The organism is Pararhodobacter sp. (genome assembly GCF_036802785.1).
Taxonomy (GTDB): domain Bacteria; phylum Pseudomonadota; class Alphaproteobacteria; order Rhodobacterales; family Rhodobacteraceae; genus Pararhodobacter.
This window is the reverse complement of sequence record NZ_DAIRVN010000047.1, coordinates 12,646-35,822: the sequence shown is the minus strand read 5'-3', so window position 1 is coordinate 35,822 and position 23,177 is coordinate 12,646. Positions and strand designations below refer to the sequence as shown.

General features: G+C 65.7%; 24 protein-coding genes. 9 read left to right on the top strand and 15 right to left on the bottom strand.

Annotation, left to right across the window (positions count from 1 at the left end):
• Nucleotides 1-105: 105 nt before the first annotated feature.
• The 11 genes from V7Q53_RS15380 to acnA all read right to left on the bottom strand — a co-directional run bounded on the left by V7Q53_RS15380 (nt 106) and on the right by acnA (nt 10,571).
• Nucleotides 106-759: a DUF1638 domain-containing protein gene (locus tag V7Q53_RS15380; protein WP_333829533.1), complete on the bottom strand. Its 654-nt coding sequence runs from the start codon at nt 757-759 to the stop codon at nt 106-108.
• Nucleotides 760-771: 12 nt separating this feature from the next.
• Nucleotides 772-1,311: a DsbE family thiol:disulfide interchange protein gene (locus V7Q53_RS15375; protein ID WP_333829531.1), complete on the bottom strand. Its 540-nt coding sequence runs from the start codon at nt 1,309-1,311 to the stop codon at nt 772-774.
• A gap of 4 nt (nt 1,312-1,315) precedes the next feature.
• Nucleotides 1,316-1,474: a heme exporter protein CcmD gene (ccmD, locus tag V7Q53_RS15370; protein ID WP_333829529.1), complete on the bottom strand. Its 159-nt coding sequence runs from the start codon at nt 1,472-1,474 to the stop codon at nt 1,316-1,318.
• Nucleotides 1,471-2,220, bottom strand: a complete 750-nt coding sequence (locus V7Q53_RS15365) for a heme ABC transporter permease (RefSeq protein WP_333829528.1) — start codon at nt 2,218-2,220, stop codon at nt 1,471-1,473. The genes ccmD and V7Q53_RS15365 overlap by 4 nt, the downstream gene beginning before the upstream one ends.
• Before the next feature lie 60 nt (nt 2,221-2,280).
• Nucleotides 2,281-2,937 (bottom strand): heme exporter protein CcmB, encoded by a 657-nt coding sequence (gene ccmB / locus V7Q53_RS15360; protein WP_333829527.1) that lies wholly within the window; start codon nt 2,935-2,937, stop codon nt 2,281-2,283.
• Nucleotides 2,934-3,551 carry a heme ABC exporter ATP-binding protein CcmA gene (gene ccmA, locus V7Q53_RS15355; RefSeq protein WP_333829526.1) on the bottom strand — a complete coding sequence of 206 codons (618 nt, stop codon included), beginning with the start codon at nt 3,549-3,551 and terminating at the stop codon, nt 2,934-2,936. Before ccmA ends, ccmB begins: the two co-directional genes overlap by 4 nt.
• Before the next feature lie 137 nt (nt 3,552-3,688).
• Complete coding sequence (locus tag V7Q53_RS15350; RefSeq protein WP_333829524.1) at nt 3,689-4,066, bottom strand: Mth938-like domain-containing protein; 378 nt, start codon at nt 4,064-4,066, stop codon at nt 3,689-3,691.
• Between the two features lie 28 nt (nt 4,067-4,094).
• On the bottom strand, nt 4,095-5,063 hold the full coding sequence (gene secF / locus V7Q53_RS15345; RefSeq protein WP_333829522.1) for a protein translocase subunit SecF: 969 nt from the start codon (nt 5,061-5,063) through the stop codon (nt 4,095-4,097).
• A gap of 9 nt (nt 5,064-5,072) precedes the next feature.
• Nucleotides 5,073-6,737: a protein translocase subunit SecD gene (gene secD / locus V7Q53_RS15340; RefSeq protein WP_333829520.1), complete on the bottom strand. Its 1,665-nt coding sequence runs from the start codon at nt 6,735-6,737 to the stop codon at nt 5,073-5,075.
• A 90-nt stretch (nt 6,738-6,827) separates the two neighbouring features.
• Nucleotides 6,828-7,097 carry a preprotein translocase subunit YajC gene (gene yajC / locus V7Q53_RS15335; protein WP_333829539.1) on the bottom strand — a complete coding sequence of 90 codons (270 nt, stop codon included), beginning with the start codon at nt 7,095-7,097 and terminating at the stop codon, nt 6,828-6,830.
• A gap of 702 nt (nt 7,098-7,799) precedes the next feature.
• On the bottom strand, nt 7,800-10,571 hold the full coding sequence (acnA, locus tag V7Q53_RS15330; RefSeq protein ID WP_333829519.1) for an aconitate hydratase AcnA: 2,772 nt from the start codon (nt 10,569-10,571) through the stop codon (nt 7,800-7,802).
• Between the two features lie 246 nt (nt 10,572-10,817).
• Here acnA and V7Q53_RS15325 point away from each other — a divergent pair, with 246 nt between their 5' ends.
• Nucleotides 10,818-11,690, top strand: a complete 873-nt coding sequence (locus V7Q53_RS15325) for a DUF1223 domain-containing protein (RefSeq protein WP_333829518.1) — start codon at nt 10,818-10,820, stop codon at nt 11,688-11,690.
• Between the two features lie 28 nt (nt 11,691-11,718).
• On the opposite strand, the gene V7Q53_RS15320 is transcribed toward V7Q53_RS15325, so the two are convergent.
• The 4 genes from V7Q53_RS15320 to fabG all read right to left on the bottom strand — a co-directional run bounded on the left by V7Q53_RS15320 (nt 11,719) and on the right by fabG (nt 15,061).
• Entirely contained in the window at nt 11,719-12,594 is an 876-nt protein-coding gene (locus tag V7Q53_RS15320; RefSeq protein ID WP_333829517.1) for a lysophospholipid acyltransferase family protein, read from the bottom strand.
• 4 nt (nt 12,595-12,598) lie between these two features.
• Complete coding sequence (locus tag V7Q53_RS15315) at nt 12,599-13,690, bottom strand: lysophospholipid acyltransferase family protein (protein ID WP_333829516.1); 1,092 nt, start codon at nt 13,688-13,690, stop codon at nt 12,599-12,601.
• A gap of 215 nt (nt 13,691-13,905) precedes the next feature.
• Nucleotides 13,906-14,139 (bottom strand): acyl carrier protein, encoded by a 234-nt coding sequence (locus V7Q53_RS15310; RefSeq protein WP_228664950.1) that lies wholly within the window; start codon nt 14,137-14,139, stop codon nt 13,906-13,908.
• A gap of 184 nt (nt 14,140-14,323) precedes the next feature.
• On the bottom strand, nt 14,324-15,061 hold the full coding sequence (gene fabG, locus V7Q53_RS15305) for a 3-oxoacyl-[acyl-carrier-protein] reductase (protein WP_333829515.1): 738 nt from the start codon (nt 15,059-15,061) through the stop codon (nt 14,324-14,326).
• A 239-nt stretch (nt 15,062-15,300) separates the two neighbouring features.
• Between fabG and V7Q53_RS15300 the strand changes: the two genes are divergently transcribed.
• From V7Q53_RS15300 to V7Q53_RS15265, 8 genes are all read left to right on the top strand, one after another.
• A complete protein-coding gene (locus tag V7Q53_RS15300) occupies nt 15,301-16,530 on the top strand; it encodes a glycerate kinase type-2 family protein (protein ID WP_333829513.1) in 1,230 nt (409 codons plus the stop codon).
• A gap of 95 nt (nt 16,531-16,625) precedes the next feature.
• A complete protein-coding gene (gene fabF, locus V7Q53_RS15295) occupies nt 16,626-17,888 on the top strand; it encodes a beta-ketoacyl-ACP synthase II (RefSeq protein WP_333829512.1) in 1,263 nt (420 codons plus the stop codon).
• Entirely contained in the window at nt 17,888-19,039 is a 1,152-nt protein-coding gene (mltG, locus tag V7Q53_RS15290) for an endolytic transglycosylase MltG (RefSeq protein WP_333829511.1), read from the top strand. The genes fabF and mltG overlap by 1 nt, the downstream gene beginning before the upstream one ends.
• Nucleotides 19,040-19,237: 198 nt before the next feature.
• Nucleotides 19,238-19,582: a hypothetical protein gene (locus V7Q53_RS15285; protein WP_333829509.1), complete on the top strand. Its 345-nt coding sequence runs from the start codon at nt 19,238-19,240 to the stop codon at nt 19,580-19,582.
• A complete protein-coding gene (locus V7Q53_RS15280) occupies nt 19,494-20,861 on the top strand; it encodes a DNA-packaging protein (RefSeq protein WP_333829507.1) in 1,368 nt (455 codons plus the stop codon). The genes V7Q53_RS15285 and V7Q53_RS15280 overlap by 89 nt, the downstream gene beginning before the upstream one ends.
• A 234-nt stretch (nt 20,862-21,095) precedes the next feature.
• Nucleotides 21,096-22,325, top strand: coding sequence for a phage portal protein (locus tag V7Q53_RS15275; protein ID WP_333829505.1), 1,230 nt, complete (start codon nt 21,096-21,098; stop codon nt 22,323-22,325).
• Nucleotides 22,322-22,576 (top strand): GTA head formation protein, RCAP_rcc01685 family, encoded by a 255-nt coding sequence (locus tag V7Q53_RS15270; protein WP_333829503.1) that lies wholly within the window; start codon nt 22,322-22,324, stop codon nt 22,574-22,576. The genes V7Q53_RS15275 and V7Q53_RS15270 overlap by 4 nt, the downstream gene beginning before the upstream one ends.
• Nucleotides 22,577-22,580: 4 nt before the next feature.
• Nucleotides 22,581-23,117: an HK97 family phage prohead protease gene (locus tag V7Q53_RS15265; RefSeq protein ID WP_333829501.1), complete on the top strand. Its 537-nt coding sequence runs from the start codon at nt 22,581-22,583 to the stop codon at nt 23,115-23,117.
• The last annotated feature ends 60 nt before the right edge of the window (nt 23,118-23,177 follow it).

Below are 23,177 nucleotides of genomic sequence, written 5' to 3'. Positions count from 1 at the left end.
GAAGCGGCGCGGGGTAGGGGAAATCGAACAGGCGCTGCGGCGCGGTGTTCGCCGGGCTGATCAGGCCGGCGGTCTTTGCTGTCGCTGTCCCGGTGACTGTGCCTGTCACTGTGCCGCGCGCCGTAGCGCGGGGACCAGATCACCATAGCCGGTGAAGCGGCGCTCATAGGCCAGCCCCAGTCTTTCGGCGGCCAGACGGGCGCGGGCATCAAGCGCGGGGTCGTTGGTCTGGGCCTGATAGACCAGCTTCTCGTAATTGCCGAACATCATGGGGATCAGCTCGGGGTGGCGGTCAAAGCCCATGGGTTTCCAGACAAAGGCATCGAACTGGCGCACCAGAAAATCGGTCAGGTAAAAGGCGGTGATTTCGCTTTCCGAATGGGCGGCAAAGGCGGCGTTGCCTTCAAAGAACGAATAGCAATGCGGGCCCTCGACCATCTCTACCCCCAGCTTTTCGCAGCGCGCCTGCAACAGCCCGCCGGTGCCGCAATCGGCATAGACGACGAAGATGCTTGCATAACGGGGCCGGAAACGCGCCACCGCCTGCTCAACAGCATCGGGGATGCGGTCCGGCCAGAGGTGGAGGTTCGCGGGCAGGCAATGGAGGTCAAGATGCGTCCAGCCATTGGCGGCGCGCAGCGCAAGGATTTCCCGCGCCAGCGCCCCGCAGGCCAGAAGCAGGATACGCCCTGCGCCCGTTTCCGTCAGGCCCTTCTCGGTCAGGGTGGCATCATCGGGCAGGGTGGGCAGGTCAGGCATGGCGGGCGCTTTTCAGTTGGCGGCGGCGCGCTCAAGTGCCGGGCGGATGCGCGAGGCCACGATTTCATCGGTGATCGGCCCGGCATAGCGCAGAATGATCTGGCCTGACCCGTCAACAACGAAGGTTTCCGGCAGACCAACGACACCCCAGTCCAGCCCCATGCGTGCGCGCGGGTCGGCACCGACGGCGCTGTAGGGGTCGCCCAGTTCGGACAGGAAGTCTTCGGCGCGGTCCGGCTGGTCGCGGTAGTTCACGCCGTAAACCGTGACCCCTTCGGCGGCGAGGTCTTCCAGAACCGGGTGTTCGGCGCGGCAGGGCGGGCACCAGGAGGCCCAGAAATTCACCAGCGTTACCTCGCCTGAGCGGATCAGGTCATCGGTCAGCAGGGCGCGTCCCGGCATCTCCTCCAGCGCGACGGTGGGCGCGGCCTGTCCGGCGCGCGCCGAGGGCAGGGCATCGCGGTCTTCGCGCAGGTTGCCCACGGCGACGAAGGCCACGAAACCGGCCAGCATCAGCGGTGGAATGACCAGAAGCGGATTGATCTTGGGCATGTGTTTACCTCTTGTTTCTGGCGCGGGTCTCAATTGCTTCCAGCGCGCGCCGCACCTGTTGGCCGCGCAGCCAGATCCAGCCGGTCAGCGCCCCCAGCAGTGCCAGCGACACGCCGTAAGCCAGCGTCACTTCAACAGCGTAGCGTCCCAGATCGGGGATCATGCTTGCATCCTTTCACGCGCGATCAGCGCCTTCATCCGCCGGGCGCGGATTTCCGTGCGGGTTCCGGCCAGCACCAGTGCCAGAAACATGAGGGCAAAGCCGGTCATGGAAACATAGAGCGGCGCCTTGTAGGCCCAGTCCATCCGTGTGCCCGGCGCTACCGAGAGCGAGGCGCCCTGATGAAGCCCCTGATTCCAGAACAGCGCGGCATAGCGCGACAGCACGGCAAAGACCGAGCCGACGATGCACAGAACGGCTGTCAGATCGGCGGCGGTGTCCGGGTCCTCGATCGCGGACCATAGCGCGATGTAGCCGAGGTAGAACAGAAACAGGATCAGGAACGAGGTCAGGCGCGGGTCCCAGGCCCACCAGGTGCCCCACATCGGCTGGCCCCAGATGGCGCCGGTGAACAGCGCGATCAGCGTCATCACCGCACCCACCGGCCCTGCCGCGCGCGCCGCCAGCGCGCTGACATGGTGACGCCGGATCAGCCAGACGAGCGAGGCCGCCAGCATCATGATCCAGGCATTGATCGCCATCAGGGCTGCGGGCACGTGCAGAAAGATGATCTTGACGGTGGAGCCCTGCCTGAAATCATCGGGGGTGAAGAAAAAGCCCCAGACCAGCCCGGTCAGCACCAGTGCCCCGGCGGCCCAGCCGACGACCGGCAACAGCCAGTCGGTGAGGCGCATGAACTTCACCGGGTTGGCATATTCCCAGAGCGAGGGGCGGGTTGTTGTCGTCATGGCGGCTACCTAGTCGTTGCGGCGGGCTTGCTCAAGCCACGAGCCTGTGAAAGCGGCGTTTCACCGCAGGTTGATGCGCAGGGCAAAGGCTGCGGCGAAGGGCAGAAGGGCTGTGGCCCCGGCGGTGATCCCGGCCAGAAGCAGAAGCGGCGTGGCGGCGGGCAGGCCCTGCGCGCCCCGGCTGACCGCCTCGGCACCGAAAATCAGCGTGGGCATGTAGAGTGGCAGAACCAGAAGCGACAGCAGAAGCCCGCCGCGCTTCAGCCCCACGGTGAGCGCCGCGCCGAAGGCACCGATCACGCTCAGCGCCGGGGTGCCGAGGAGAAGCGACAGCACCAGCCAGCCAAAGGCCGGGCCGGGCAGGTTGAGCAGGATGCCCAGAACGGGCGCGGCCAGCACCAGCGGCAGGCCGGTCGTCAGCCAATGCGCCAGCGCCTTGATCGCCACAACGCCTTCCAGCGGGATGGGGGCGGTGGCCAGCAGGTCCAGCGAGCCATCCTCGAAATCCAGCGCGAAAAGGCGGTCAAGCGACAGAAGGCAGGCCAGAAGCGCACCCACCCACAGGATGCCCGGGGCGATGAGGGCCAGAACCTGCCCTTCGGGGCCCACGCCCAGGGGCACCAGCACGGCCAGGATCAGAAAAAACGCCAGCCCCAGCCCGAAGCCGCCACCGGCGCGGATTGCCAGCCGCAGATCGCGGGTCAGAAGGGCGATCACAGGAAGGCCTCGTCAAAACCTTCGGGGGCGCGGGGCAGGGCGCGGAACGGGGTCAGGTCCAGCAGTTGTGCCTCGGCCAGACCCAGATCGATATGGGTCGCCATCACTGCCGCCCCGCCACCCGCCAGATGCGCGCGCACCACCGTGCCAAACAGCGCGACCGAGGCCACGTCAAGCGACACCGTGGGCTCATCCAGCACCCAGAGCCAACGCCCCGTCACCATCAGCCGCGCCAGCCCCAGCCGCCGCTTTTGCCCGGCGGACAGGTTCTGCGCCTGACGCTCAGCCAGATCGGTAAGGTTCATCGCAGCGATAGCCTCAGGCACCCCCTGCCGGCCATGGATGGCGGCCCAGAAGCGCAGGTTCTCGGTCACGCTCAGCATGGCCTTCAGCCCGTCGGCATGCCCGGCATAGGCCATGCTCTCGGGCGGGCAGGAGATGGTACCGCTGAGCGCGGGTTGCAGACCGGCGAGGGTGCGCAGAAGGGTTGTCTTGCCGCAACCGTTGGGGCCGCGCAGCACCAGTGCCGCCCCCGCGCCAAGGCACAGGTTCACCCCCTCCAGAAGCGGCACGCCGCCGCGCGCGCAGGCCAGATCGCTTACCACCAGTTCCATGAATGCCGGTTTATCCTATCGCATGATCCGCGCAAGCCTTAGCGCAGCCCATGGCCAGCGCCTTGATCTGCGTCACGAAAGGGCCCGCCCCGCAGGACGCGGTTTTGAAACCGCTTCACAGCGCGTGGGTTACAATGTCAGCCCGGATCCGGCGCGGTGCCGCCGACCGGCAGCAAGGCAACCGCCACGCGCCGCCCCTCGGACAGCAGCACGTTGTAGGTGCGGCAGGCGGCGGGGCTTGACATGATCTCAACCCCCAGCCCCGCTGCCTCAAGCGTCTGGCGCAGCGGGGCGGGGATAGGGGCGATATCTGGGCCGGTGCCGATGAACAACACGTCAAGCTGCCCAGCCAGCGCCAGCAGCGGCGCCGGGTCATCATAGCCCTGCCAGGGCGTCGTCTGCCCGGGCGCGATGATCACGGGTGCCGGCAGGGCCTCACCGCCCAGACGGAAGAAGCCGGGGCCATAGCCCTCGATGGGGCGGGCTGCGCCGAAATCGATCTCATTGAGCTGCATCGCCGTGCCTCCCCGCCATCACGCGCCGTCACTCGCCGGTGGCGAATTGTGTGCCGCTCTTGTCGCCGTCGTTCTTCGACCAGTCACGTTTCACGCCCAGCCGCTTGACCACGACCGCCGCCACAAAGACCGAGGACCATGTCCCCACGACCACGCCCCAGATCATCGCAAAGACGAAACCACGGATCACATCACCGCCCAGCACGAAAAGCGCGCCCAGCGCCAGCAGCGTGGTCAGCGATGTGATGACCGTGCGCGACAGCGTCTCGTTCAGCGAGAGGTTCATCACGTCGATGATTGAGCGCTTCTTGTACTTGATCAGGTTCTCGCGCATCCTGTCAAACACCACCACGGTATCATTGAGCGAGTAGCCCACGATGGTGAGAAGGGCCGCAATGATCGCCAGATCAAACCGGATCTGCAGCACCGAGAACAGGCCGATGGTCAGCACGATATCATGCACCAGCGCCGCCACGGCCCCCAGTGCGAACTGCCATTCAAACCGCAGCCAGATATAGAACAGCACCGCCGCCAGCGCTGCCACCACGGCCAGAATCGCCGATTGCACCAGCTCGCCCGACACTTTCGGCCCCACCGATTCGACGGAGGTGAACTGAAGCGTGGGGTCAACGCCGCGCAGCGCGGTCTCAACTTCGGCCAGCATGGCGGGCGTGATCGATTCGCCGTCGTCCTGCGCCTGAATGCGCAGCATGGCCACGTTGCGATCGGGGCCATAGGTGGGGTCGAACACCTCGGATACGGCCACATCGCCGACACCGAGCGCCGCAACCGCCCCGCGATAGGCGCCGATATCGACAGGCTGCGTGGCCTCGGTGCGGATCGAAGTGCCGCCGCGGAAGTCGATGCCGAAGTTCAGGCCCATGGACAGAAAGGCGACAATGGACAGCACGACCAGCGCCATCGAGATGCCAAAGGGAATTTTCCAGCTTCCGAGGAAGTTGACACTGGTCTCATCGGGGACGAGTTTCAGGCGCATCTTCTCTCCTCAGATCACGATGGTTTTCGGGCGGCGGCGTTCATACCAGAACACCACCATCAGGCGGGTAACAAAGAGCGCGGTAAAGACCGAGGTAACAATCCCCAGCCCCAGCGTGACGGCAAAGCCCCGCACCGGCCCCGAACCCAGCGCGAACAGGATCGCGGCGGTGATGAAGGTGGTGATATTCGCATCAAGGATCGCGGAAAGGGCCTTTTCATAGCCCAGCTCGATCGCCCGCGCCGCGCCCCGCGCGGTCTTCATCTCTTCGCGGATACGTTCGAATACCAGCACATTGGCATCCACGGCCATACCGATGGTCAGCACGATCCCGGCGATCCCCGGCAAGGTCAGCGTGGCACCGATCAGTGACAGCAGCGCAAAGATCATCGCGATGTTGAGCAACAGCGCGACATTGGCAACCACGCCGAAGAAGCCGTAGGTGAGGACCATGAAGATCAGCACCCCGGACATGGCCACAATCGCCGCCACCGACCCGGCGTCGATACTGTCCTGGCCCAGTTCGGGGCCAATGGTGCGCTCTTCCAGAAAGGTCATCTCGGCGGGCAGGGCACCCGCGCGCAGCAGGATTGCAAGCTGGGTGCTGTCCTCAACCGTGAAGCGGCCGGTGATGATGCCCGAGCCGCCAGGGATATGGCTTTGAATGACCGGGGCCGAAATGACCTCTTCATCCAGCACGATGGCGAAGGGATTGCCGATATTCTCAGCGGTGTAGATGCCAAAGGCCCGCCCGCCCGCCGGATTGAAGCGGAAACTGACGGCGGGGCGGCCGTTCTGGTCGAAATCAGGCTGAGCATCGACAAGCTGCTCTCCCGAGACAACCGGCGTTTGCTCCAGAACGTAGTAGACACCCTCGTCGTCCATCGAGGGATAGATCACCTCGCGCGGGCCGGGCACTTCGGCGGGGTTCGAGCTTTGGCGCACGACCGGGTGGAAGGTCAGCCGGGCCGTGGTGCCGATCAGCTCTTTCAGCTCGGCCGCCGAGCCGATGCCGGGCACCTGGATCAGGATGCGGTCAGCACCCTGACGCATGATCGTGGGTTCGCGGGTGCCGACCTCGTCCACGCGGCGGCGGATGATTTCCAGCGACTGGCGCATGGTGCGGTCATCGGTGGCCGCACGCTCGGCCTCGGACAGGGTGACGACGATCTCGTCGCCTTCGCGGCGGACCTCAAGGTCGTTCGCGCCGATGCCGGAGAGGGTCTGAAGCGGGCGCGCAAGTTCGCTGACAATGGCGAGTGCCTGATCCATTCCATCGGGATCGGAGACGGTGACCCGCAGTACCGCCGGGTCATCCGAGGGCAGGCGGCGGACATTGCCGACCTGGGCGCGCGCATCGCGCAGCCGGTCGCGCACTTCAGGCCAGAGGCCGTCGACACGGTCGGCATAGACATCGGAAACATGAACCTCGGCCAGCAGATGCGCGCCGCCCCGCAGGTCAAGGCCCAGGTTCACCAGATAGGAGGGCGCCCAGTCCGGCCAGAGGCTGCGCTCGGCGCGCAGTTCAGGCTCGTCCTGACCCTGCTCCATCAGCGCGGTGGCATCGTTGTGCCGCTCGACCCGGTCATAAAACAGATTGGGCATCGAGAAGGTCAGCGCAGAAAGGCAGATCAGGATGATCAGCAGGCGCTTCCAGAGTGAGATTTGCAGCATCGCGAAGCCTTGGGTTCAGGGGCAGACAGAAGGGGCGCGCAAGGGCAGCATGCCGGAAGTGGGGCTTCCGGCGCGCCGGTCATTCCCCTGTCATTCCTTTTCTTTGGCCGGTTCGGTCTTGGAGACGACCGTGGCGATGGTCTGGCGCAGAATGCGGACCTTCACACCCTCGGCGATTTCCACCTCGATCTCGCCGTCTTCCTTGACCTTGGCAACCTTGCCGACAATCCCGCCCGCCGTGACCACCTGGTCACCGCGCCGCAGGTTTTCAACCATGTTGCGGTGTTCCTTCATCTTCTTTTGCTGGGGGCGGATGAGAAGCAGCCACATGATTGCAAAGATCAGGACGAAGGGGATCATGGTCTGCAGGATGCCGGCCCCGTCAGCGACACCTTGGGCATAGGCGGGAGAGATGAACATTCTGGGTCCTCGTTCAACGTTGTGGGCCGGAGCATCTGCTCCGGCCGGATTGGCGCGCACCCTATAGCCGGGCAGAAGCGAGTTCAAGCACGACAGGGCGGCTGGCGGCGAGTTGATCGGCTGGTGAAGATGCGTATCCGGGACAGGCGCCGGGCGGGTGGGGCATCGAACCCCACCCGCCCGGTCGGGGCGCGCGCGGCGCGCCCCTCCGGCCTCTGGTGCCGGCGGTGATCTGCGCGCCGTCTGCCGGGTGGAGGGGCCGCTCCGCGAGCCTTGGCACAGCCGCGCTTCGGACCTTCTAACGGAGGCCTCCCGGGATGCTGCTCACGCCCGGGATAGTTCCGAGCAGAGGAAGCAGAGGCGCGGCGCCTCCCTTCATCTTGCCGGAAATACGCGGGGGGTGAATGGGCCGCAGGCCCAGAGGGGGCGAAGCCCCCTTGCATCTGAAAAAGAATTATGGGGGCCAAGCCCCCTGGCTTTTGAAAAAGAAGCGGGGGCAAAGCCCCCGGTTGCCGCGTGGCGCAGCTTTGCTGCCCGGCCAAACGGGATGAGCGTTGCGGCGCAGCCGTGATGCGAAGACGGGCGGGAGCCGTTCCCGGTCCCGCCCGCCAGTCATGCTTCCCGGATCCCGGTTTGTGCCGGTCAGGCCTGTTTGGCCAGCTGGCGCAGCACATAGTGCAGCACGCCACCATGCTTGACGTATTCGACCTCGATCTCGGTATCGATCCGGCATTTCAGCTGGATCGTTTTCGTGGTGCCATCGGCATAGGTGATGGTGCAGGGAACGTTGGAAAGCGGTTTGAGCGTATCGCTCAGTCCTTCGATCGCCACACTCTCATCACCTGTCAGCCTGAGCGACTTGCGGGTGTCGTCGCCGGTGAACTCGAACGGAATCACCCCCATGCCCACCAGGTTCGAGCGGTGGATACGCTCAAAACTTTCGGCGATCACGGCCTTGACGCCCAAGAGGTTGGTGCCCTTGGCCGCCCAGTCGCGCGACGAGCCTGCGCCGTATTCCTTGCCGCCGAAGATCACCAGCGGCGTGCCCGCTTCGATATGGGCCATGGCCGCATCGTAGATCGAGGTCTGCTCACCGTCCGGGCCTTTGGTATAGCCGCCCTCTACCCCGTCCAGCATCTCATTGCGGATGCGGATATTGGCGAAGGTGCCGCGCATCATCACCTCATGGTTGCCGCGCCGCGAGCCGTAGCTGTTGAACTCGGACACCGGCACCTGATGCTCGGACAGGTACTTCCCGGCCGGGGTGGTGGGTTTGAACGAACCGGCAGGTGAGATGTGGTCGGTGGTGATCATGTCACCCAGCAGCGCCAGGACGCGCGCGCCGGTGATCGGTTTGATCTCGCCCTTTTCCGGAGACATGCCCTGGAAGTAGGGCGGGTTCTGGATATAGGTCGAGCTGGCGGGCCAGTCGTAGGTTTCGGCGTCGGTAATCTCGACCGCCTGCCATTTCTCGTCGCCCTTGAACACATCGGCGTACTTTGAGCGGAACATCTCACGCGTGACCACGGCATCGACCATATCGGCGATTTCCTTGGTCGTCGGCCAGATGTCTTTCAGATAGACCGGTTTGCCGTCTTTCGAGGTGCCGATCGGGTCTTTGGTGATGTCGATGTTCATGTCGCCCGCGATGGCATAGGCCACCACTAGCGGCGGCGAGGCCAGATAGTTGGCGCGCACATCGGGCGAAATCCGGCCTTCAAAGTTGCGGTTGCCCGACAGGACCGAGACCGCGACCAGATCGTTGTCGTTGATCGCCTTGGAGATTTCCGGCTGAAGCGGGCCGGAGTTGCCGATGCAGGTGGTGCAGCCATAGCCGACAAGGTTGAAGCCCAGCGCATCCAGGTCTTCCTGCAGGTTGGCGGCCTCAAGATATTCAGACACCACCTGCGAACCCGGTGCGAGCGAGGTTTTCACCCAAGGCTTGCGCGTCAGGCCCAGTGCGCGGGCCTTGCGTGCCACCAGCCCCGCGCCGATCAGCACATAGGGGTTGGAGGTATTGGTGCAGGACGTGATCGAGGCGATCACCACCGAGCCGTCGCGCAGCCGGTAATCCTCGCCGTCCACGCTGGCTGAGGCGAAACCGTGCAGATCGCCCGGGATATGGGCCGGGGCGGGGTGCCCGCCTTCGCCCTCCATCTCGGCCTTTTCCTCGGCCGGGACCGAGGCGATCTTGCGCAGGCCGCGGATGTATTCGCCGAAGGTGGTGGCAGCGACATCGAGCGCGACATGGTCCTGCGGGCGTTTGGGGCCCGAGATGGCGGGAACGACATCGCCCAGATCCAGATGCAGGGTCGAGGTATAGACCGGGGCATAGCTGGCATCGCGCCAGAAGCCGTTTTCGCGGGCATAGGCCTCGACCAGCGCGATGCGCTCTTCGTCACGGCCGGTCTGGCGCAGGTAGCGCAGGGTCTCGCCGTCGATGGGGAAGAAGCCGCAGGTGGCGCCGTATTCGGGGGCCATGTTGGCGATGGTGGCGCGGTCGGCCAGCGGCATGTGGTCAAGGCCTTCGCCGTAGAATTCGACGAATTTGCCCACCACGCCATGGGCGCGCAGCATCTGCACCACTTTCAGCACCAGGTCGGTGGCGGTTACGCCTTCGCGCAGCGCGCCGGTGACCCTGAAACCCACCACTTCGGGGATGAGCATGGAAATGGGCTGGCCCAGCATCGCCGCCTCAGCCTCGATCCCGCCGACACCCCAGCCCAGAACGGCAAGGCCGTTGACCATGGTGGTGTGGCTGTCGGTGCCGACCAATGTGTCGGGGTAGGCGACAGTTTTGCCGGACTGGTCGGTATCGGTCCAGACGGTTTGCGCCAGATATTCCAGGTTCACCTGATGGCAGATGCCGGTGCCCGGCGGCACAACGCGGAAGTTGTTGAACGCCTTCTGCCCCCATTTCAGGAAGGTGTAGCGCTCCATATTGCGCTCATATTCGCGGTCAACGTTGAACTGGAAGGCGCGCGGGTTGCCGAACTGGTCGATCATGACCGAGTGGTCGATGACCAGATCAACCGGGTTCAGCGGGTTGATTTTCTGCGGGTCGCCGCCCAGTGCCTTGATCCCGTCGCGCATGGCGGCAAGGTCAACCACCGCCGGAACGCCGGTGAAATCCTGCATCAGCACGCGGGCCGGGCGATAGGCGATCTCGCGGCTGGAGGTGCCGCCCTGATTGGCCCAGTCGCCGAAGGCGCGGATGTCATCGGTGGTGACGGTCAGCCCGTCCTCGAACCGGAGCATGTTTTCCAGCACGACCTTGAGCGCGGCGGGCAGGCGGGTGAAATCGCCCAGACCTGCGGCCTGCGCGGCCGGGATGGAGTAATAGTCAACGGATGTGCCGCCGACGGTGAGGGTCTTGCGCGCCTTGGCGCTGTCTTGTCCGACGATGATGGTCATGGGGTGTGGCTCCCTTCTGGCAAACAGGGGTTCTCGCTGGAGATGCTCATGCCTTATATGCCCTTGTCGATCAAGGGGGGCGAGCGGCGTTTTGTATACTATTGTGCACAATTCACGCCGAAATGCTGCTCGCGCTCCGATGCCGGAGGGTAACAAGCCGGTGTAGGCCGGGGTTTTGTCCCTTGCGATGGCTTGCCAGCGGGTTCATTTGGCTGCCATGTAAGACAGGGTTACAGGAGAGGCGACATGAATCCGAGCGCGATGGCGCAGGCATTGCGACAGGTCTGGCAAGAGACATGCTCTGCCATGGCAGGTGCCGGTATGCTGGCCCTGCTGGCCGTGCCGTTGCTGCCGGGCGCGGCGCAGGCGCAGCTGTCGCTGCCGACCGAGGATTTCGCCAGTCAGGTCGTGCTGGAGCTTTACACCTCGCAGGGCTGTGCCGCCTGTCCGCCCGCCGATGCGATGATGGCAGAGCTTGCCATGCGCGAAGATGTCATCGCGCTGGCGCTGCATGTCGATTACTGGGATTACATCGGCTGGGCCGACATATTCGCCGATCCTGAACATGCCGAGCGCCAGAAGCGCTATGCCCGCCGTCATGGCCATTCCACGATCTATACGCCGCAGGTGGTGGTCAACGGCGTGGATATCATCGAAGGCTTCCGGGTGATGCAGGTCATGGACCTGATCGCCGCCAGACGGTCGCGGGCGGGGCGGATTGATCTGTCGATCGAGCGTCCGGGCGAGGATGTGCTGGAGATCAGCGCCCAGATGCTGGAGGGAGGCGCGCCGCCGCTGCTGCTGTCATCGCGCGGGATGGGGCCTGCTGCCCCGGCGATGCTGGGTGCCCTTGCCACCGAAGACGAGTCGCGGCAGCAACCGCTGAGCCTGCAACTGGTGCGCTATATGCCCGCCGCGCATATCGAGATCCTTGAAGGTGAGAATGCCGGGCGGCAGGCGCAGTATTTCAACATCGTCACCAGCTGGGAAATGATCGGTACCTGGGACATGCGCGCGCCACTGCGCCTGTCGGTGCAGATGGAGGGTGAGGAACCGGCGGTGGTGATTCTGCAGGAACCCGGGCAGGGCGAGATCGTGGCCGCCGCGCGGTTGCGCTGACGGGTGGCGCGCGGGATCTGGGGCAGGCTCAGCGCTTGAACCAGCGCTGGTGCAGCCAGAACCATTGATCCATATGCGCGCGCACCTGTTCACTGAGGCTGTCATTGAGCACCTGTGTCATGGTCACGGCATCGGTATGCGGCACGGGCGCTTCAAGATGGACGCGGAAGGAAAGGCCGTCCGGCTGGCGGATGGCGTAGCCGGGCACCACGACCGCGTTGTATTTCAGCGCAATTTCCGCCGCTGACAGGGCTGTCGGCGCGGGTTTGCCCAGAAAATCCAGCGGCACCCCGTGTTCCATATACTGGTCGATCACCAGCCCCAGCATGCCGCCGCCGCGCAGGAAGCGCAGCATTCCCGCCATTCCTTCACGTCCGCGCGGGAACATCGGTTTTCCGGCGCTTTCAATCGCGGTGACATAGCGGCGGTTGATCAGCGGGTTGCGCATCGGCGCATACAGCCCGCCGACATTGAAGCCGCGCGCGCGGAGCGTAATGCGGGCGACATCGTAATTGCCTATGTGGCCGGAGACCAGCACCACCGGGCGGCCCTCGGCATGCGCCGCGTCCAGCGCGGCAACGCCCGGCCCTTCAAGCGGGGTATCGGCCATACGGTGGACGAATTCGGCGCCCGAAAACATCTCGATGAAGGCACGGGCCACGTTGTTGATGACCGCGCCGCACATACGCTCCACCTCCGGTGCCGGCATGTCGGGGAAGACATGGGCCAGATTGGCGCGGATGCGCTTTTTCACGCCCGAGACCGGGCCAAGCACATGCTGCGCGACCCAGCCGAAGGTGCGGATGCGCGCCGGATAGGGCAGCGCGAGCATGGGGGTGATGACCAGCCGTGCGGCAAGGTTCTCCAGCCGGTGCTTGGTGCTGGGGCCGGTGGCTGTGGTCATACGCTCAGCCCTCGTTTTCTTCGGCATCGGCGGGGTGGCCGTCTTTCCAGCGGCGGTGCCACCAGAGCCATTGTTCCTTGTGCAATGTCACCATCCGCCCAAGGCTGTCATTGAGCACCTGAGTCATCTCTGCCGGGTCACCATGGGGCACGGGCGTGTCGATGGTAATATCGAAATGCAGCCCGTCCTCGCGGCGGATTCCATAGACCGGCACCAGCAGCGCATCGTATTTCAGCGCCATTTCGGCCATCGACAGGACGGTGCGCGCCGGTTTGCCCAGAAAATCCAGCATCACGCCATGCGGGCGGTCAAGATCATTGCTGATCGCCACCATGCCGCCGCCGCGCAGGTGCCGCAGCATCTTTGCCACCCCCTCGCGCCCCGACGGAAACAGCGGGTCTGACAGAAGGGACAGGGATTGCGTATAAAAGCGGTTGGTCGCGGGGTCAGGCAGCGGGTTGTAAAAGGCGCCCACGCGAAAGCCGCGTGCCTTGAGGGCCGCACCCACCGCACCGAAATTGCCGAAATGCGCGATGAGCAGCAGTGCCGGGCGACCCGCGCGCCGCGCCTCCTGCAGCGCGTCCCAGCCCGGGCCGGAAATGGGGGTCTGCGCGGCATGGGCGTAGAAATCCTGCCCTGAGACAAGCTCGACGGCCGAACGCGCAAGATTTTCCGGTACGCTGGTGCAGATGCGTGCCACCTCGGCCTCTGGCAGGTCAGGAAAGAGGTGCAGCACTGCCGCGCGGATGCGGGGGCGGATGCTGGAGCTGCGCGTCATGATCGTGCGCCCGACCCATCCGGCCAGCCGCACCCGCCGCTCATAGGGAAGCCACATCAGCAGGTTGAGGCCGAAAAGCGTGGCGCGGTCCTTGAAACGGATTTTCTTGTCAGGGGGGGGCGGGCTGTCCGGTTCGGGCGGCGGAGGAGCCGCTTGCCTGCCCCCTCGCAGTGGGTCTGGCTGTGGGTCTGAAGGGCGCGCATCTGGCGGATCGACACTAGCTGAGCGGTCATCAACGGGGTGGTCATCAGGGGGCCGGGCCTGCGCCGGGGCTCCGGGCGGTGGCGGGTCTGACGACAGGGGAAAGGGGGGTATCATACGGGGATCATGGGTCACGGCGCTGGAAACGGGATGGCGATAGCCTGCCGATCCGGCTGTGTCCGTCAGGGGCACTATCAGGCTGCACCGGAAAGTGCCGGGGCTGCCGCGTACCTGCGCCGGGGGTGAACCATGCCCGGACCGGGGCGCGACCCGAAACGAAAGCGCCGCGCCGCGCAACCACAAGGGCCACGCGGCGCGGTGCCGGAAAGCAATCAGGCAGCTTCGGTGATAAACTTGACCGCGTCGCCGAAGGTCTGGATGTTCTCGGCGGCGTCGTCGGGGATTTCGATGCCGAATTCCTCTTCGAACGCCATGACCAGTTCCACGGTGTCAAGGCTGTCGGCGCCCAGATCGTCGATGAACGAGGCGTTCTCGGTGATCTTGTCTTCTTCGACGCCAAGGTGCTCGACGACAATCTTCTTAACGCGATCTGCGATGTCGCTCATGTTCTTCCCTCGTTTATCTTCGGCGGTGCCCGCCCAGATGATCGTATTCGCTCTTGCAAGCGGTGAAGGCCGTGCGTCGCCTGGGCGCAGGGCCTGATCAGCGCGGGCAGGTCCCGGCTCAATCAGCGCCGCCTATAGCACAGTCGCGCGCCTTGGCAAACGCTTTCGCTGTGCCCGGCCGTGCCTAGATCATGGCCATTCCGCCGTTCACATGCAAGGTCGCACCGGTGACATAGGCGGCTTCCGGTGACGCCAGATAAAGCACCGCCGCCGCGATCTCTTCAGGGGTGCCCATGCGCGCGGCGGGGATCTGGGCGTTGATGCGTGCTTTCTGCTCATCGGTGAGCTTGTCGGTCATGGCAGTGGCGATGAAACCCGGCGAGACGGCGTTGGCGGTGATCCCGCGCGAGGCGACTTCGGCGGCAAGCGATTTGGTCAGCCCGATCATCCCGGCTTTTGACGCTGCGTAATTCACCTGTCCCGGATTGCCGGTGGCCGCGACGATGGAGGAGATATTCACGATCCGCCCCCAGCGCGCCTTCATCATCGGCCGCATCACGCCCCGGCAAAGGCGCATGGTCGCGGTCAGGTTGACGTCAAGCACCGATTGCCATTCGTCATCGGACATCCGCATGAAGAGGTTGTCGCGGGTGATTCCGGCGTTGTTGACCAGAATATCCAGCGCGCCCATGGCTTTGAGCGCGTCCTTGGGCAGGGCCTCCACGGCTTGCGGATCGGAGAGGTTGCAGGGCAGGACATGGCTGCGCGCGCCCAGCTCAGCGGCGAGTTCCTGAAGGGGGGCTTCGCGTGTGCCCGAAAGCGCCACCACCGCCCCCGCGCCATGTAGCGCGCGCGCGATCGCCGCGCCAATCCCGCCCGAGGCGCCGGTGATCAGGGCGCATTTGCCGGTCAGATCGAACATGGTCTGCTTTTCCTTCTTGCTGGCGCTGCCTGTGGCGGCGGAAATCCGTTCGTTGCGTTTGCGGACCGGCCGGGCAGGGGGCTTGCCAGCCCCCTCTGGCCTGCGGCCATTCACCCCCGGCGCGTATTTCCGGCAAGATGAAGGGGCCCGCGCCGCGCGTCATCCCGGCGTTCTAGCAGCGGTGGGCGAATTGTGCCAGAGAGTGAGGGATGCAGCGGACGGATGCGGCGGGGGTTTTCATGATTGATTCCATGCGGGGCGAGGCGCGGGCGCTGTTCGATGTGGCAGTGGCAGCGGCAGACCCGGCAGTGGCGGTGCGCTGCGCACTGGCCGGGGCGCCGGTGGCTGGTGAGCGGATCTGGCTGGTGGCGGTCGGCAAGGCCGCGCGGTCGATGGCCGGGGCGGCGCTGGAGGTGCTGGGCGCGCGGGTGGCGGGCGCGCTGGTGGTGACCAATGCGGAAAACGCCGCCCCCCTGGCCGGGGCGGAGGTGCATGTGGCGGGCCATCCGGTGCCGGACGCGGGCGGGCTGCGTGCGGCTGAGGCGGTGGAGGGAATGCTGGCGCGGGCGGGCGCGGGGGATGTGGTTCTGGCGCTGATTTCGGGCGGGGGATCGGCCTTGTTGCCCGCGCCGGTGGAAGGGGTGTCGCTGGAGGACAAGGCGGAGGCAAGCCGGGTGATGCTGGGTGCGGGGATGGACATCACCGCGATGAACAGTGTGCGCCAGCATCTGTCGCGGATCAAGGGTGGCGGATTGTTGCGCGCGGCGGCACCGGCGCGGGTGGTGGCGCTGATTCTGTCGGATGTGATCGGTGATGATCTGCGGGTCATTGCCTCGGGCCCGACGGTGGCGCCGATTGCGCCGCGCGCCGAAGTGCGCGCCATGCTGGCGGCGCGGGGCCTGTGGGCGCGCTTGCCCGGGGCGGTGCGGGCGGCGCTGGAGCGGGCGGAGGTGGCGGAAGCGCTTCCCGGCGCGGACAACCGGCTGATCGGATCGAACGCGATGTCGGTGGCGGCGATGGTGCGGGAATCCGGGGGGAAAGTTTGGAACAGCGCTTTGTGCGGCGACGTGGCGCAAGCCGCCGATGCGCTGGTGGCGCGGATGCGGGCAGTCGGGCCGGGGCGGGTGCTGGCCTTTTGCGGCGGCGAGACCACCGTGACCCTGCACGGCGACGGTGCGGGGGGGCGCAATCAGGAACTGGCGCTCAGGGTGGCGGCGGGTATGAAAGGGGTTCAGCGCCCCTGGGTGTTCCTTTCGGGGGGCACGGACGGGCGCGACGGGCCTACCGGGGCGGCAGGCGGCATGACCGATGGCGGCACGCTGGGGCGTATCGCGGCGGCGGGCGGTGACTGGCGCGCGCTTCTGGACAACAACGATTCGAACCGGGCGCTGGCGCTGGCGGGAGATCTGCTGATGACCGGCGGTACGGGGACCAATGTGGCGGATGTGCAGATTATTGTCATGGCATAGGGCGGCGCGGGGCCGCGCATCTGCGCTCAGCCGGGCTTTCCCAGCCGGGCAAGCTTGTGTATCAGGCATCAGACGCGATTTTCGGAGGAAATGCGATGCGCCGAGTTGTGGTGACGGGACTGGGAATGGTGACGCCTTTGGCCTGCGGGGTTGAGGCGACCTGGACGCGGCTGCTTGCCGGGCAATCAGGTGCCGGGCCGATCACCCGATTCGACGCCTCCAATGTGGTGACGACCTATGCCTGCGAAATCCCGATGGGGGATGGCAGCGACGGCACGTTCAACGCCGATCAGTGGATGGAGCCGAAAGAGCGGCGCAAGGTCGATGATTTCATCCTTTACGGCATGGCCGCCGCGCAGCAGGCGGTGGAAGATGCCGGCTGGACCCCGCAGGACGAGGAAAGCCGCTGCCGTACCGGCGTCATGATCGGCTCGGGCATCGGCGGTTTGTCAACGATTGCCGAAACCGCCGTGCTGATCAGGGAACGCGGGCCGAAGCGGGTTTCGCCCTTCTTCATTCCCGGTGCGCTGATCAACCTGATCTCTGGGCAGGTGAGCATTCGCTACGGGTTCAAGGGGCCGAACCATGCCGTGGTCACGGCCTGCTCCACCGGCGCGCACGCCATTGGCGATGCCGCGCGGCTGATCCAGTGGGGGGATGCCGATGTGATGGTGGCAGGTGGTGCGGAAAGCCCGATTTCGGAAATCGGCATTGCCGGGTTCAATGCCTGCAAGGCACTGTCCACCAAGCGTGCCGATGACCCCACCAAGGCCAGCCGCCCCTATGACACTGATCGCGACGGGTTTGTGATGGGCGAGGGTGCGGGCGTGGTGGTGCTGGAGGAATACGAGCACGCCAAGGCGCGCGGCGCGAAAATCTATGCCGAGGTGCTGGGTTACGGCATGTCGGGCGATGCCTGGCACATCACCGCCCCGTCAGAAGATGGCGACGGCGCCTTTCGCTCGATGTCGGCGGCGCTGAAGCGGGCGGGAATGACGTCGGATCAGATCGACTATATCAACGCTCATGGCACGAGCACGATGGCGGACACGATCGAACTGGGCGCGGTGGAGCGGCTTCTGGGCGATGCCGCAGACACCGCCACCATGTCATCGACCAAATCAGCCATCGGGCACCTTCTGGGTGCGGCGGGCGCGGTTGAGGCGATTTTCTGTATGCTGGCGATTCGCGATCAGGTTGCGCCGCCCACGATAAATCTGGACAATCCGGCCGTTACACCCCGACTTGATCTGGCGCCCAATGCCGCACGCCACCGCAAGATTGATGTCACGCTGTCGAATTCGTTCGGCTTTGGCGGGACCAATGCCAGCCTGATCATCGGCAAGGTGCGCGACTGATGTTTCGCCATATCGCTGCCAATGCCATGACGCTGCTGATTGTCGGTCTGATCGTGCTGGCCGGGCTTATGGCGATGGGGCAGCGCGCGTTTTATGCCGAGGGTCCACTGGAGCAGGCGATCTGTCTGCGGGTGGAGCCGGGCGCGACCTTGCGGGTGGTGACGCGTTCGCTGGAAGAGCAGGGCGCGGTTTCCAGCGGTACGGTGTTCCGGGTGGGCGCGCAATATACCGAGCGCGACAGTCAGTTGCGGTTCGGGGCCTATCTGGTGGGGCCCGGGACCTCGATGGACGAGATACTGGATATCCTCACGCGCGGCGGGGCCTCGACCTGCGGGACCGAGGTGCAGTTGCGCATCGGTGTGACGCGGGCCGAGTATCTGGTGCGGGAACTGGACCCGGCGACAAGCCGCTTTGCCGAACTGGCCAGCCTGCCGATCGAGACCGAGGAATTCCCTGAGGAATACACCCGCGTGGCCGGACAGACCGATACCCGCTTCCGCATCACCGTGGCTGAGGGCGCGACAAGCTGGCAGGTCTGGGATGCGCTGAGCCGGGCGGAATTTCTGCAAGGGGAGTTGCCGGAGGTTCCCGAGGAGGGTTCGCTGGCCACGGAGAGCTATGAGATGCGGCGCGGTGCTGACCGGGCGGGGCTGGTAGCAGAGATGCAGGCGCGTCAGGCGGCGATTCTGGCGGCGGCATGGGAAAGCCGGGCAGAGGGGCTGCCGCTTTCTTCGCCCGAGGAGGCGCTGATCCTGGCCTCGATCGTGGAGAAGGAAACCGGGCAGCCCGAGGAGCGGCGACAGGTGGCGAGTGTATTCGTCAACCGTCTGCGCGCGCCGATGCGGCTGCAGACCGACCCGACGGTGATTTACGGTATCACCATGGGGCAGGGTGTGCTGGGCCGTGGGCTGCGGCGCTCGGAGCTGGATGCGACGACGCCTTACAACACCTATCGCATTGACGGGCTGCCACCCACACCGATTGCCAACCCGGGCCGCGCCAGTATCGAAGCGGCGCTGAACCCGGATTACACGCCCTATCTGTATTTCGTGGCCGACGGCACGGGTGGGCATGCCTTTGCCACCAATCTGGCGGATCACAACAGCAACGTGGCCCGCTGGCGGCAGATTGAATCACAGCAGAATCAATAGGTTGTGAGGCGATCTTCGCGCTGTCTGTGGCATTTGAACGATTTCAGAGACGCAACCTAGGCGCGATCGGATTGACTTTGCGCACGTTCTGAGGTATCACTTCGGGCATGCTGGAAGAATTGGGCAAGCGGCACGGGGAAACCCGTTGCCGCTTTTCCTTTTTGCGCGCGTGGGGCGGCAGGGCAGCGGACTGACTTCATGACAAAAGACAATCCCCGTCAGGGGGAGGTTGCGGCACCGGACATCGTTTCGGTGGCGGAATGGCATCTGGGCGAAACGTCCAAGGTGCTGCGGATGGTGATCACCGATATCGAGGCAGGCAAGTTCGGCGCGGCGAAAGAGCTGGGCGGGACGGTGGCCTCGTTGCGCAAAGCATTGGAGGCGGTATTCAGTGAGCGGTCGAAATTACAGCGGTTTGAAACGGCAGGTGCCACCGGCGCCGGAGAGCTGGACCTTGGCGCAGCAAGGGCCGAAATCAGACGCCGAATGGATCGCCTGCGCGCCAGCGCAGGTGAGGGAGGAATTTCTGGAGGGGCTGAGTGAGGCGGCGCTGCTGGCGCTGCCATGGCTGTTCGAATTCTGGGCAATGCCGCATCAACTTCCGCCTGCAAGCGTCGGAAAATCATGGAAAACATGGGTGTGCATGGGCGGGCGTGGCGCGGGGAAAACCCGCGCCGGGGCCGAATGGGTGCGCGCCATGGTGGAAGGCGACGGCCCGCGTGATGCGGGCCGCGCGGCGCGCGTGGCGCTGGTGGGCGAGACATTCGATCAGGTGCGCGAGGTGATGATTTTCGGCGACAGCGGGATCATGGCCTGCTCCCCGCCTGACCGCCGCCCGAAATGGGAGGCGACGCGGCGGCGGCTGGTCTGGCCCAATGGTGCGGTGGCCTATGCGATCTCGGCACAGGAGCCCGAGGCGCTGCGGGGGCCGCAGTTCGATCTGGCCTGGGCGGATGAGCTGGGCAAGTGGAAGAAGGCCGATGAGGTCTGGGACATGCTGCAGTTCGCGCTCAGGCTGGGGGACCATCCGCAACAGCTGGTCACCACCACGCCGCGCGCGCAGGCGACGCTGAAGGGGATACTGGGCATGCCGTCAACGGTGGTTACGCAGGCGCCGACCAGTGCGAACCGGGCGTGGCTGGCGGTCTCGTTCCTGGAGGAGATCGAGGCGCGCTATGGCGGCACCCGGCTGGGGCGGCAGGAACTGGAGGGTGTGTTGCTGGAGGATGCCGAGGGCACGCTGTTTCCACTGGCGCTGATCGAGGCCGCGCGGGTGGCCACCGCGCCCGCCTTCAGCCGTGTGGTGGTGGCGGTGGACCCGGCGGTGACGGGCCATGCCGGGTCTGACCTGTGCGGGATTGTGGTGGTGGGGGCGGTGACTGAGGGGCCGGTGCAGGACTGGCGGGCCTATGTGCTGGAAGATGCCTCGGTCCGGGCGCCAAGCCCCTCGGACTGGGCGCGCGCCGCGCTGGACGCCATGGAGCGGCACGGGGCAGAGCAGCTTGTGGCTGAGGTCAATCAGGGGGGTGATCTTGTGACCAGCGTGTTGCGGCAGGTTGACCCGCTGGTGCCCGTCAAACAGGTGCGCGCCGCGCGCGGCAAGGTGGCGCGGGCCGAGCCGGTGGCGGCGCTTTACGAGCAGGGGCGGGTGAAGCATCTGCCCGGGCTGGTGGCGCTGGAAGAGCAGATGGCGCAGATGACCGCGCAGGGCTTTCGCGGCACCGGCAGCCCGGACCGGGTGGATGCGCTGGTCTGGGCGCTGCATGAGGCGATGCTGGAACCCGCCGCGCGTTGGCGGCGTCCGCGTATGCGGGTGCTGTAGCATGGGTTGGCGGGGGCAGAAGGGGGGCTGTCTGCCCCCCACGCCGCCTTCGGCGGCTCCCCCCGAGGATATTTTCAGACAGAAAATGAAGTCATGTGGTGTGGTGTTGCGTCTGGCGGCGGAGGAGCGCGCGGTGGACTTGGGAGATGTCAACATCTGTGGGCGATAACCTGTCCTCATGAGCCGGGGTGTCTGGCCGCGAAACCGGGGCGCCGTGTCAAGGAGGCTATGCAGATGTTTGATTTGTTTCGAAAAACAGGCGGTTCGTTGGTTGAGGAAAAAGCCTCGGCGGTGGGGCCGTTGATGGCCGGGCCTTTGACAGCGGGCGGCACGGGCCGGGTGGCGGCGTTGCGTGCGGTCAACCGGGTGAGCTGGACGGCGCGCGATACGGTTTCGCTGACGCGGGCGGGATTTCTGGGCAACCCGATGGGGTTTCGCGTGGTGCGGCTGGTTTCGGAGGCGGCGGCGGCGCTGCCGCTTGTCTTGCAGGATTGCGAGCGGCGATTTGATCAGCATCCCGTGCTGAATCTGATCCGCCGCCCGAACCCGGTGCAGGGCAAGGCGGAATTTCTGGAGGCGGTTTTTGCCCAGATACTGTTGTCAGGCAATGCCTATCTGGAGGCGGTTCAGCCTGCGGATGCCGCCCCGGGCGCGCTGCCCGTTGAGCTGCATGTGCTGCGTTCGGACCGGATCAGCGTGGTGCCCGGCCCCGATGGCTGGCCTGCGGCCTATGACTATGCGGTGGGCGGGCGCAAGCATCGGTTCAGCATGGGCACCGACGCGCTGAGCGCGCCGATCTGCCATATCCGCGCCTATCACCCTGCCGACGACCATTATGGCCTGTCCCCGCTGGAAGCGGCGGCCACGGCCATTGACGTGCATAACAGCGCCAGCCGCTGGTCCAAGGCGCTGCTGGACAATGCGGCGCGGCCGTCCGGGGCGATCATTTACAAGGGCGCTGACGGGCAGTCGCAACTGACGCCCGATCAGTTCGAGCGCCTGCAGGCCGAAATGGAAAACCACCATCAGGGCGCGCGCAATGCCGGGCGGCCGATGTTGCTGGAAGGCGGGCTGGACTGGAAGCCGATGGGTTTTTCCCCCTCGGATATGGAGTTTCACAAGACCAAGGAAGCCGCCGCGCGCGAGATTGCCATCGCCTTTGGGGTGCCGCCGATGCTGCTGGGCATTCCGGGCGACGCGACCTATGCGAATTATCAGGAGGCCAACCGCGCTTTTTACCGGCTGACGGTGCTGCCCTTGGCGGCCAAGGTAACCGCCGCACTGGCGCATTGGCTGTCTGGCCATGCCGGGGAGGTGCTGGACCTCAGGCCCGATCTGGACCAGGTGCCAGCGCTGGCCGCCGAGCGGGACCAGCAGTGGCGGCGCGTCTCGGAGGCCGCGTTTCTGAGCGATGCCGAGAAGCGCGCGCTGCTGGGCCTGCCGCGTTTGCCGGAGGGTGAATGAGCGCGCCGGCGCGGCGCGCGACGGGCGGGTCGCGCTTTCTCTATGACAGTTTCGATCTGGCTCAGGCGCGGATCGAAGCGCAGGAGCGGGTGGATGAAGAGCGCCGTGCCGGGCTGGAATACCGGCTGGGCCGGATTGAGGCGGCGCTGGAGCGGCTGGAAAAGCGGTTGTGGCTGGCGGTTTACGGGGTTGCAGCCGCAGTTCTGGCGCATGCGGCGCTGGCACTGATGGCGGTGCAGAACGGAGGGTAAGCGGATGACAGGGTTGGAAACCAAGGATTACCGGCCCGGGCTGGTTGTGACCGAAGGGGCGGCGGTGTCTGGCTATGCCTCGGTTTTCGGGTTGCGCGATCAGGGTGGCGATGTGGTCATGCCCGGTGCCTATGCCGCGTCGCTGGAGCGGCTTCGCGCCGGTGGTGGCCGGGTGCGGATGCTGTGGCAGCATGACCCGGCGCAGCCGATCGGCCTGTGGGACGAGGTGCGCGAAGACAGCCGGGGATTGTTCGTCAAGGGCCGGTTGCTCACCGAGGTTGCGAAGGGGCGCGAGGCGGCGGCGTTGTTGGTGGCGGGCGCGGTTGACGGGCTGTCGATCGGCTATCGCACCTTGCGGGCCGAAAAGCTGGCAGGCGGCGGGCGCCGGTTGCTTGAACTGGAGCTGTGGGAAGTGTCGCTGGTGACATTCCCGATGCTGCCGGTGGCGCGGATTGCTGCCAAGGGCGCGGCACCCGAGGATGGCCTGCTTGCCGATCTTGCGCGCGGGCTTGAGGCTGCGCGGGCGGCGCTGCGGGGCTGAGCATCGCGCTTTAACGTACTGAAAATAAAGAAAACCACGCGGCGGCATTGCTGGCGCGGC

What these genes read in the sequence shown, in the direction of transcription:
- V7Q53_RS15380 (WP_333829533.1), bottom strand. Translation starts at nt 759, where the DNA reads ATGCCTGACCTGCCCACCCTGCCCGATGATGCCACCCTGACCGAGAAG.
- V7Q53_RS15375 (WP_333829531.1), bottom strand. Translation starts at nt 1,311, where the DNA reads ATGCCCAAGATCAATCCGCTTCTGGTCATTCCACCGCTGATGCTGGCC.
- ccmD (WP_333829529.1), bottom strand. Translation starts at nt 1,474, where the DNA reads ATGATCCCCGATCTGGGACGCTACGCTGTTGAAGTGACGCTGGCTTAC.
- V7Q53_RS15365 (WP_333829528.1), bottom strand. Translation starts at nt 2,220, where the DNA reads ATGACGACAACAACCCGCCCCTCGCTCTGGGAATATGCCAACCCGGTG.
- ccmA (WP_333829526.1), bottom strand. Translation starts at nt 3,551, where the DNA reads ATGGAACTGGTGGTAAGCGATCTGGCCTGCGCGCGCGGCGGCGTGCCG.
- V7Q53_RS15350 (WP_333829524.1), bottom strand. Translation starts at nt 4,066, where the DNA reads ATGCAGCTCAATGAGATCGATTTCGGCGCAGCCCGCCCCATCGAGGGC.
- secF (WP_333829522.1), bottom strand. Translation starts at nt 5,063, where the DNA reads ATGCGCCTGAAACTCGTCCCCGATGAGACCAGTGTCAACTTCCTCGGA.
- secD (WP_333829520.1), bottom strand. Translation starts at nt 6,737, where the DNA reads ATGCTGCAAATCTCACTCTGGAAGCGCCTGCTGATCATCCTGATCTGC.
- yajC (WP_333829539.1), bottom strand. Translation starts at nt 7,097, where the DNA reads ATGATCCCCTTCGTCCTGATCTTTGCAATCATGTGGCTGCTTCTCATC.
- acnA (WP_333829519.1), bottom strand. Translation starts at nt 10,571, where the DNA reads ATGACCATCATCGTCGGACAAGACAGCGCCAAGGCGCGCAAGACCCTC.
- V7Q53_RS15325 (WP_333829518.1), top strand. Translation starts at nt 10,818, where the DNA reads ATGAATCCGAGCGCGATGGCGCAGGCATTGCGACAGGTCTGGCAAGAG.
- V7Q53_RS15320 (WP_333829517.1), bottom strand. Translation starts at nt 12,594, where the DNA reads ATGACCACAGCCACCGGCCCCAGCACCAAGCACCGGCTGGAGAACCTT.
- V7Q53_RS15315 (WP_333829516.1), bottom strand. Translation starts at nt 13,690, where the DNA reads ATGATACCCCCCTTTCCCCTGTCGTCAGACCCGCCACCGCCCGGAGCC.
- V7Q53_RS15310 (WP_228664950.1), bottom strand. Translation starts at nt 14,139, where the DNA reads ATGAGCGACATCGCAGATCGCGTTAAGAAGATTGTCGTCGAGCACCTT.
- fabG (WP_333829515.1), bottom strand. Translation starts at nt 15,061, where the DNA reads ATGTTCGATCTGACCGGCAAATGCGCCCTGATCACCGGCGCCTCGGGC.
- V7Q53_RS15300 (WP_333829513.1), top strand. Translation starts at nt 15,301, where the DNA reads ATGATTGATTCCATGCGGGGCGAGGCGCGGGCGCTGTTCGATGTGGCA.
- fabF (WP_333829512.1), top strand. Translation starts at nt 16,626, where the DNA reads ATGCGCCGAGTTGTGGTGACGGGACTGGGAATGGTGACGCCTTTGGCC.
- mltG (WP_333829511.1), top strand. Translation starts at nt 17,888, where the DNA reads ATGTTTCGCCATATCGCTGCCAATGCCATGACGCTGCTGATTGTCGGT.
- V7Q53_RS15285 (WP_333829509.1), top strand. Translation starts at nt 19,238, where the DNA reads ATGACAAAAGACAATCCCCGTCAGGGGGAGGTTGCGGCACCGGACATC.
- V7Q53_RS15275 (WP_333829505.1), top strand. Translation starts at nt 21,096, where the DNA reads ATGTTTGATTTGTTTCGAAAAACAGGCGGTTCGTTGGTTGAGGAAAAA.
- V7Q53_RS15270 (WP_333829503.1), top strand. Translation starts at nt 22,322, where the DNA reads ATGAGCGCGCCGGCGCGGCGCGCGACGGGCGGGTCGCGCTTTCTCTAT.
- V7Q53_RS15265 (WP_333829501.1), top strand. Translation starts at nt 22,581, where the DNA reads ATGACAGGGTTGGAAACCAAGGATTACCGGCCCGGGCTGGTTGTGACC.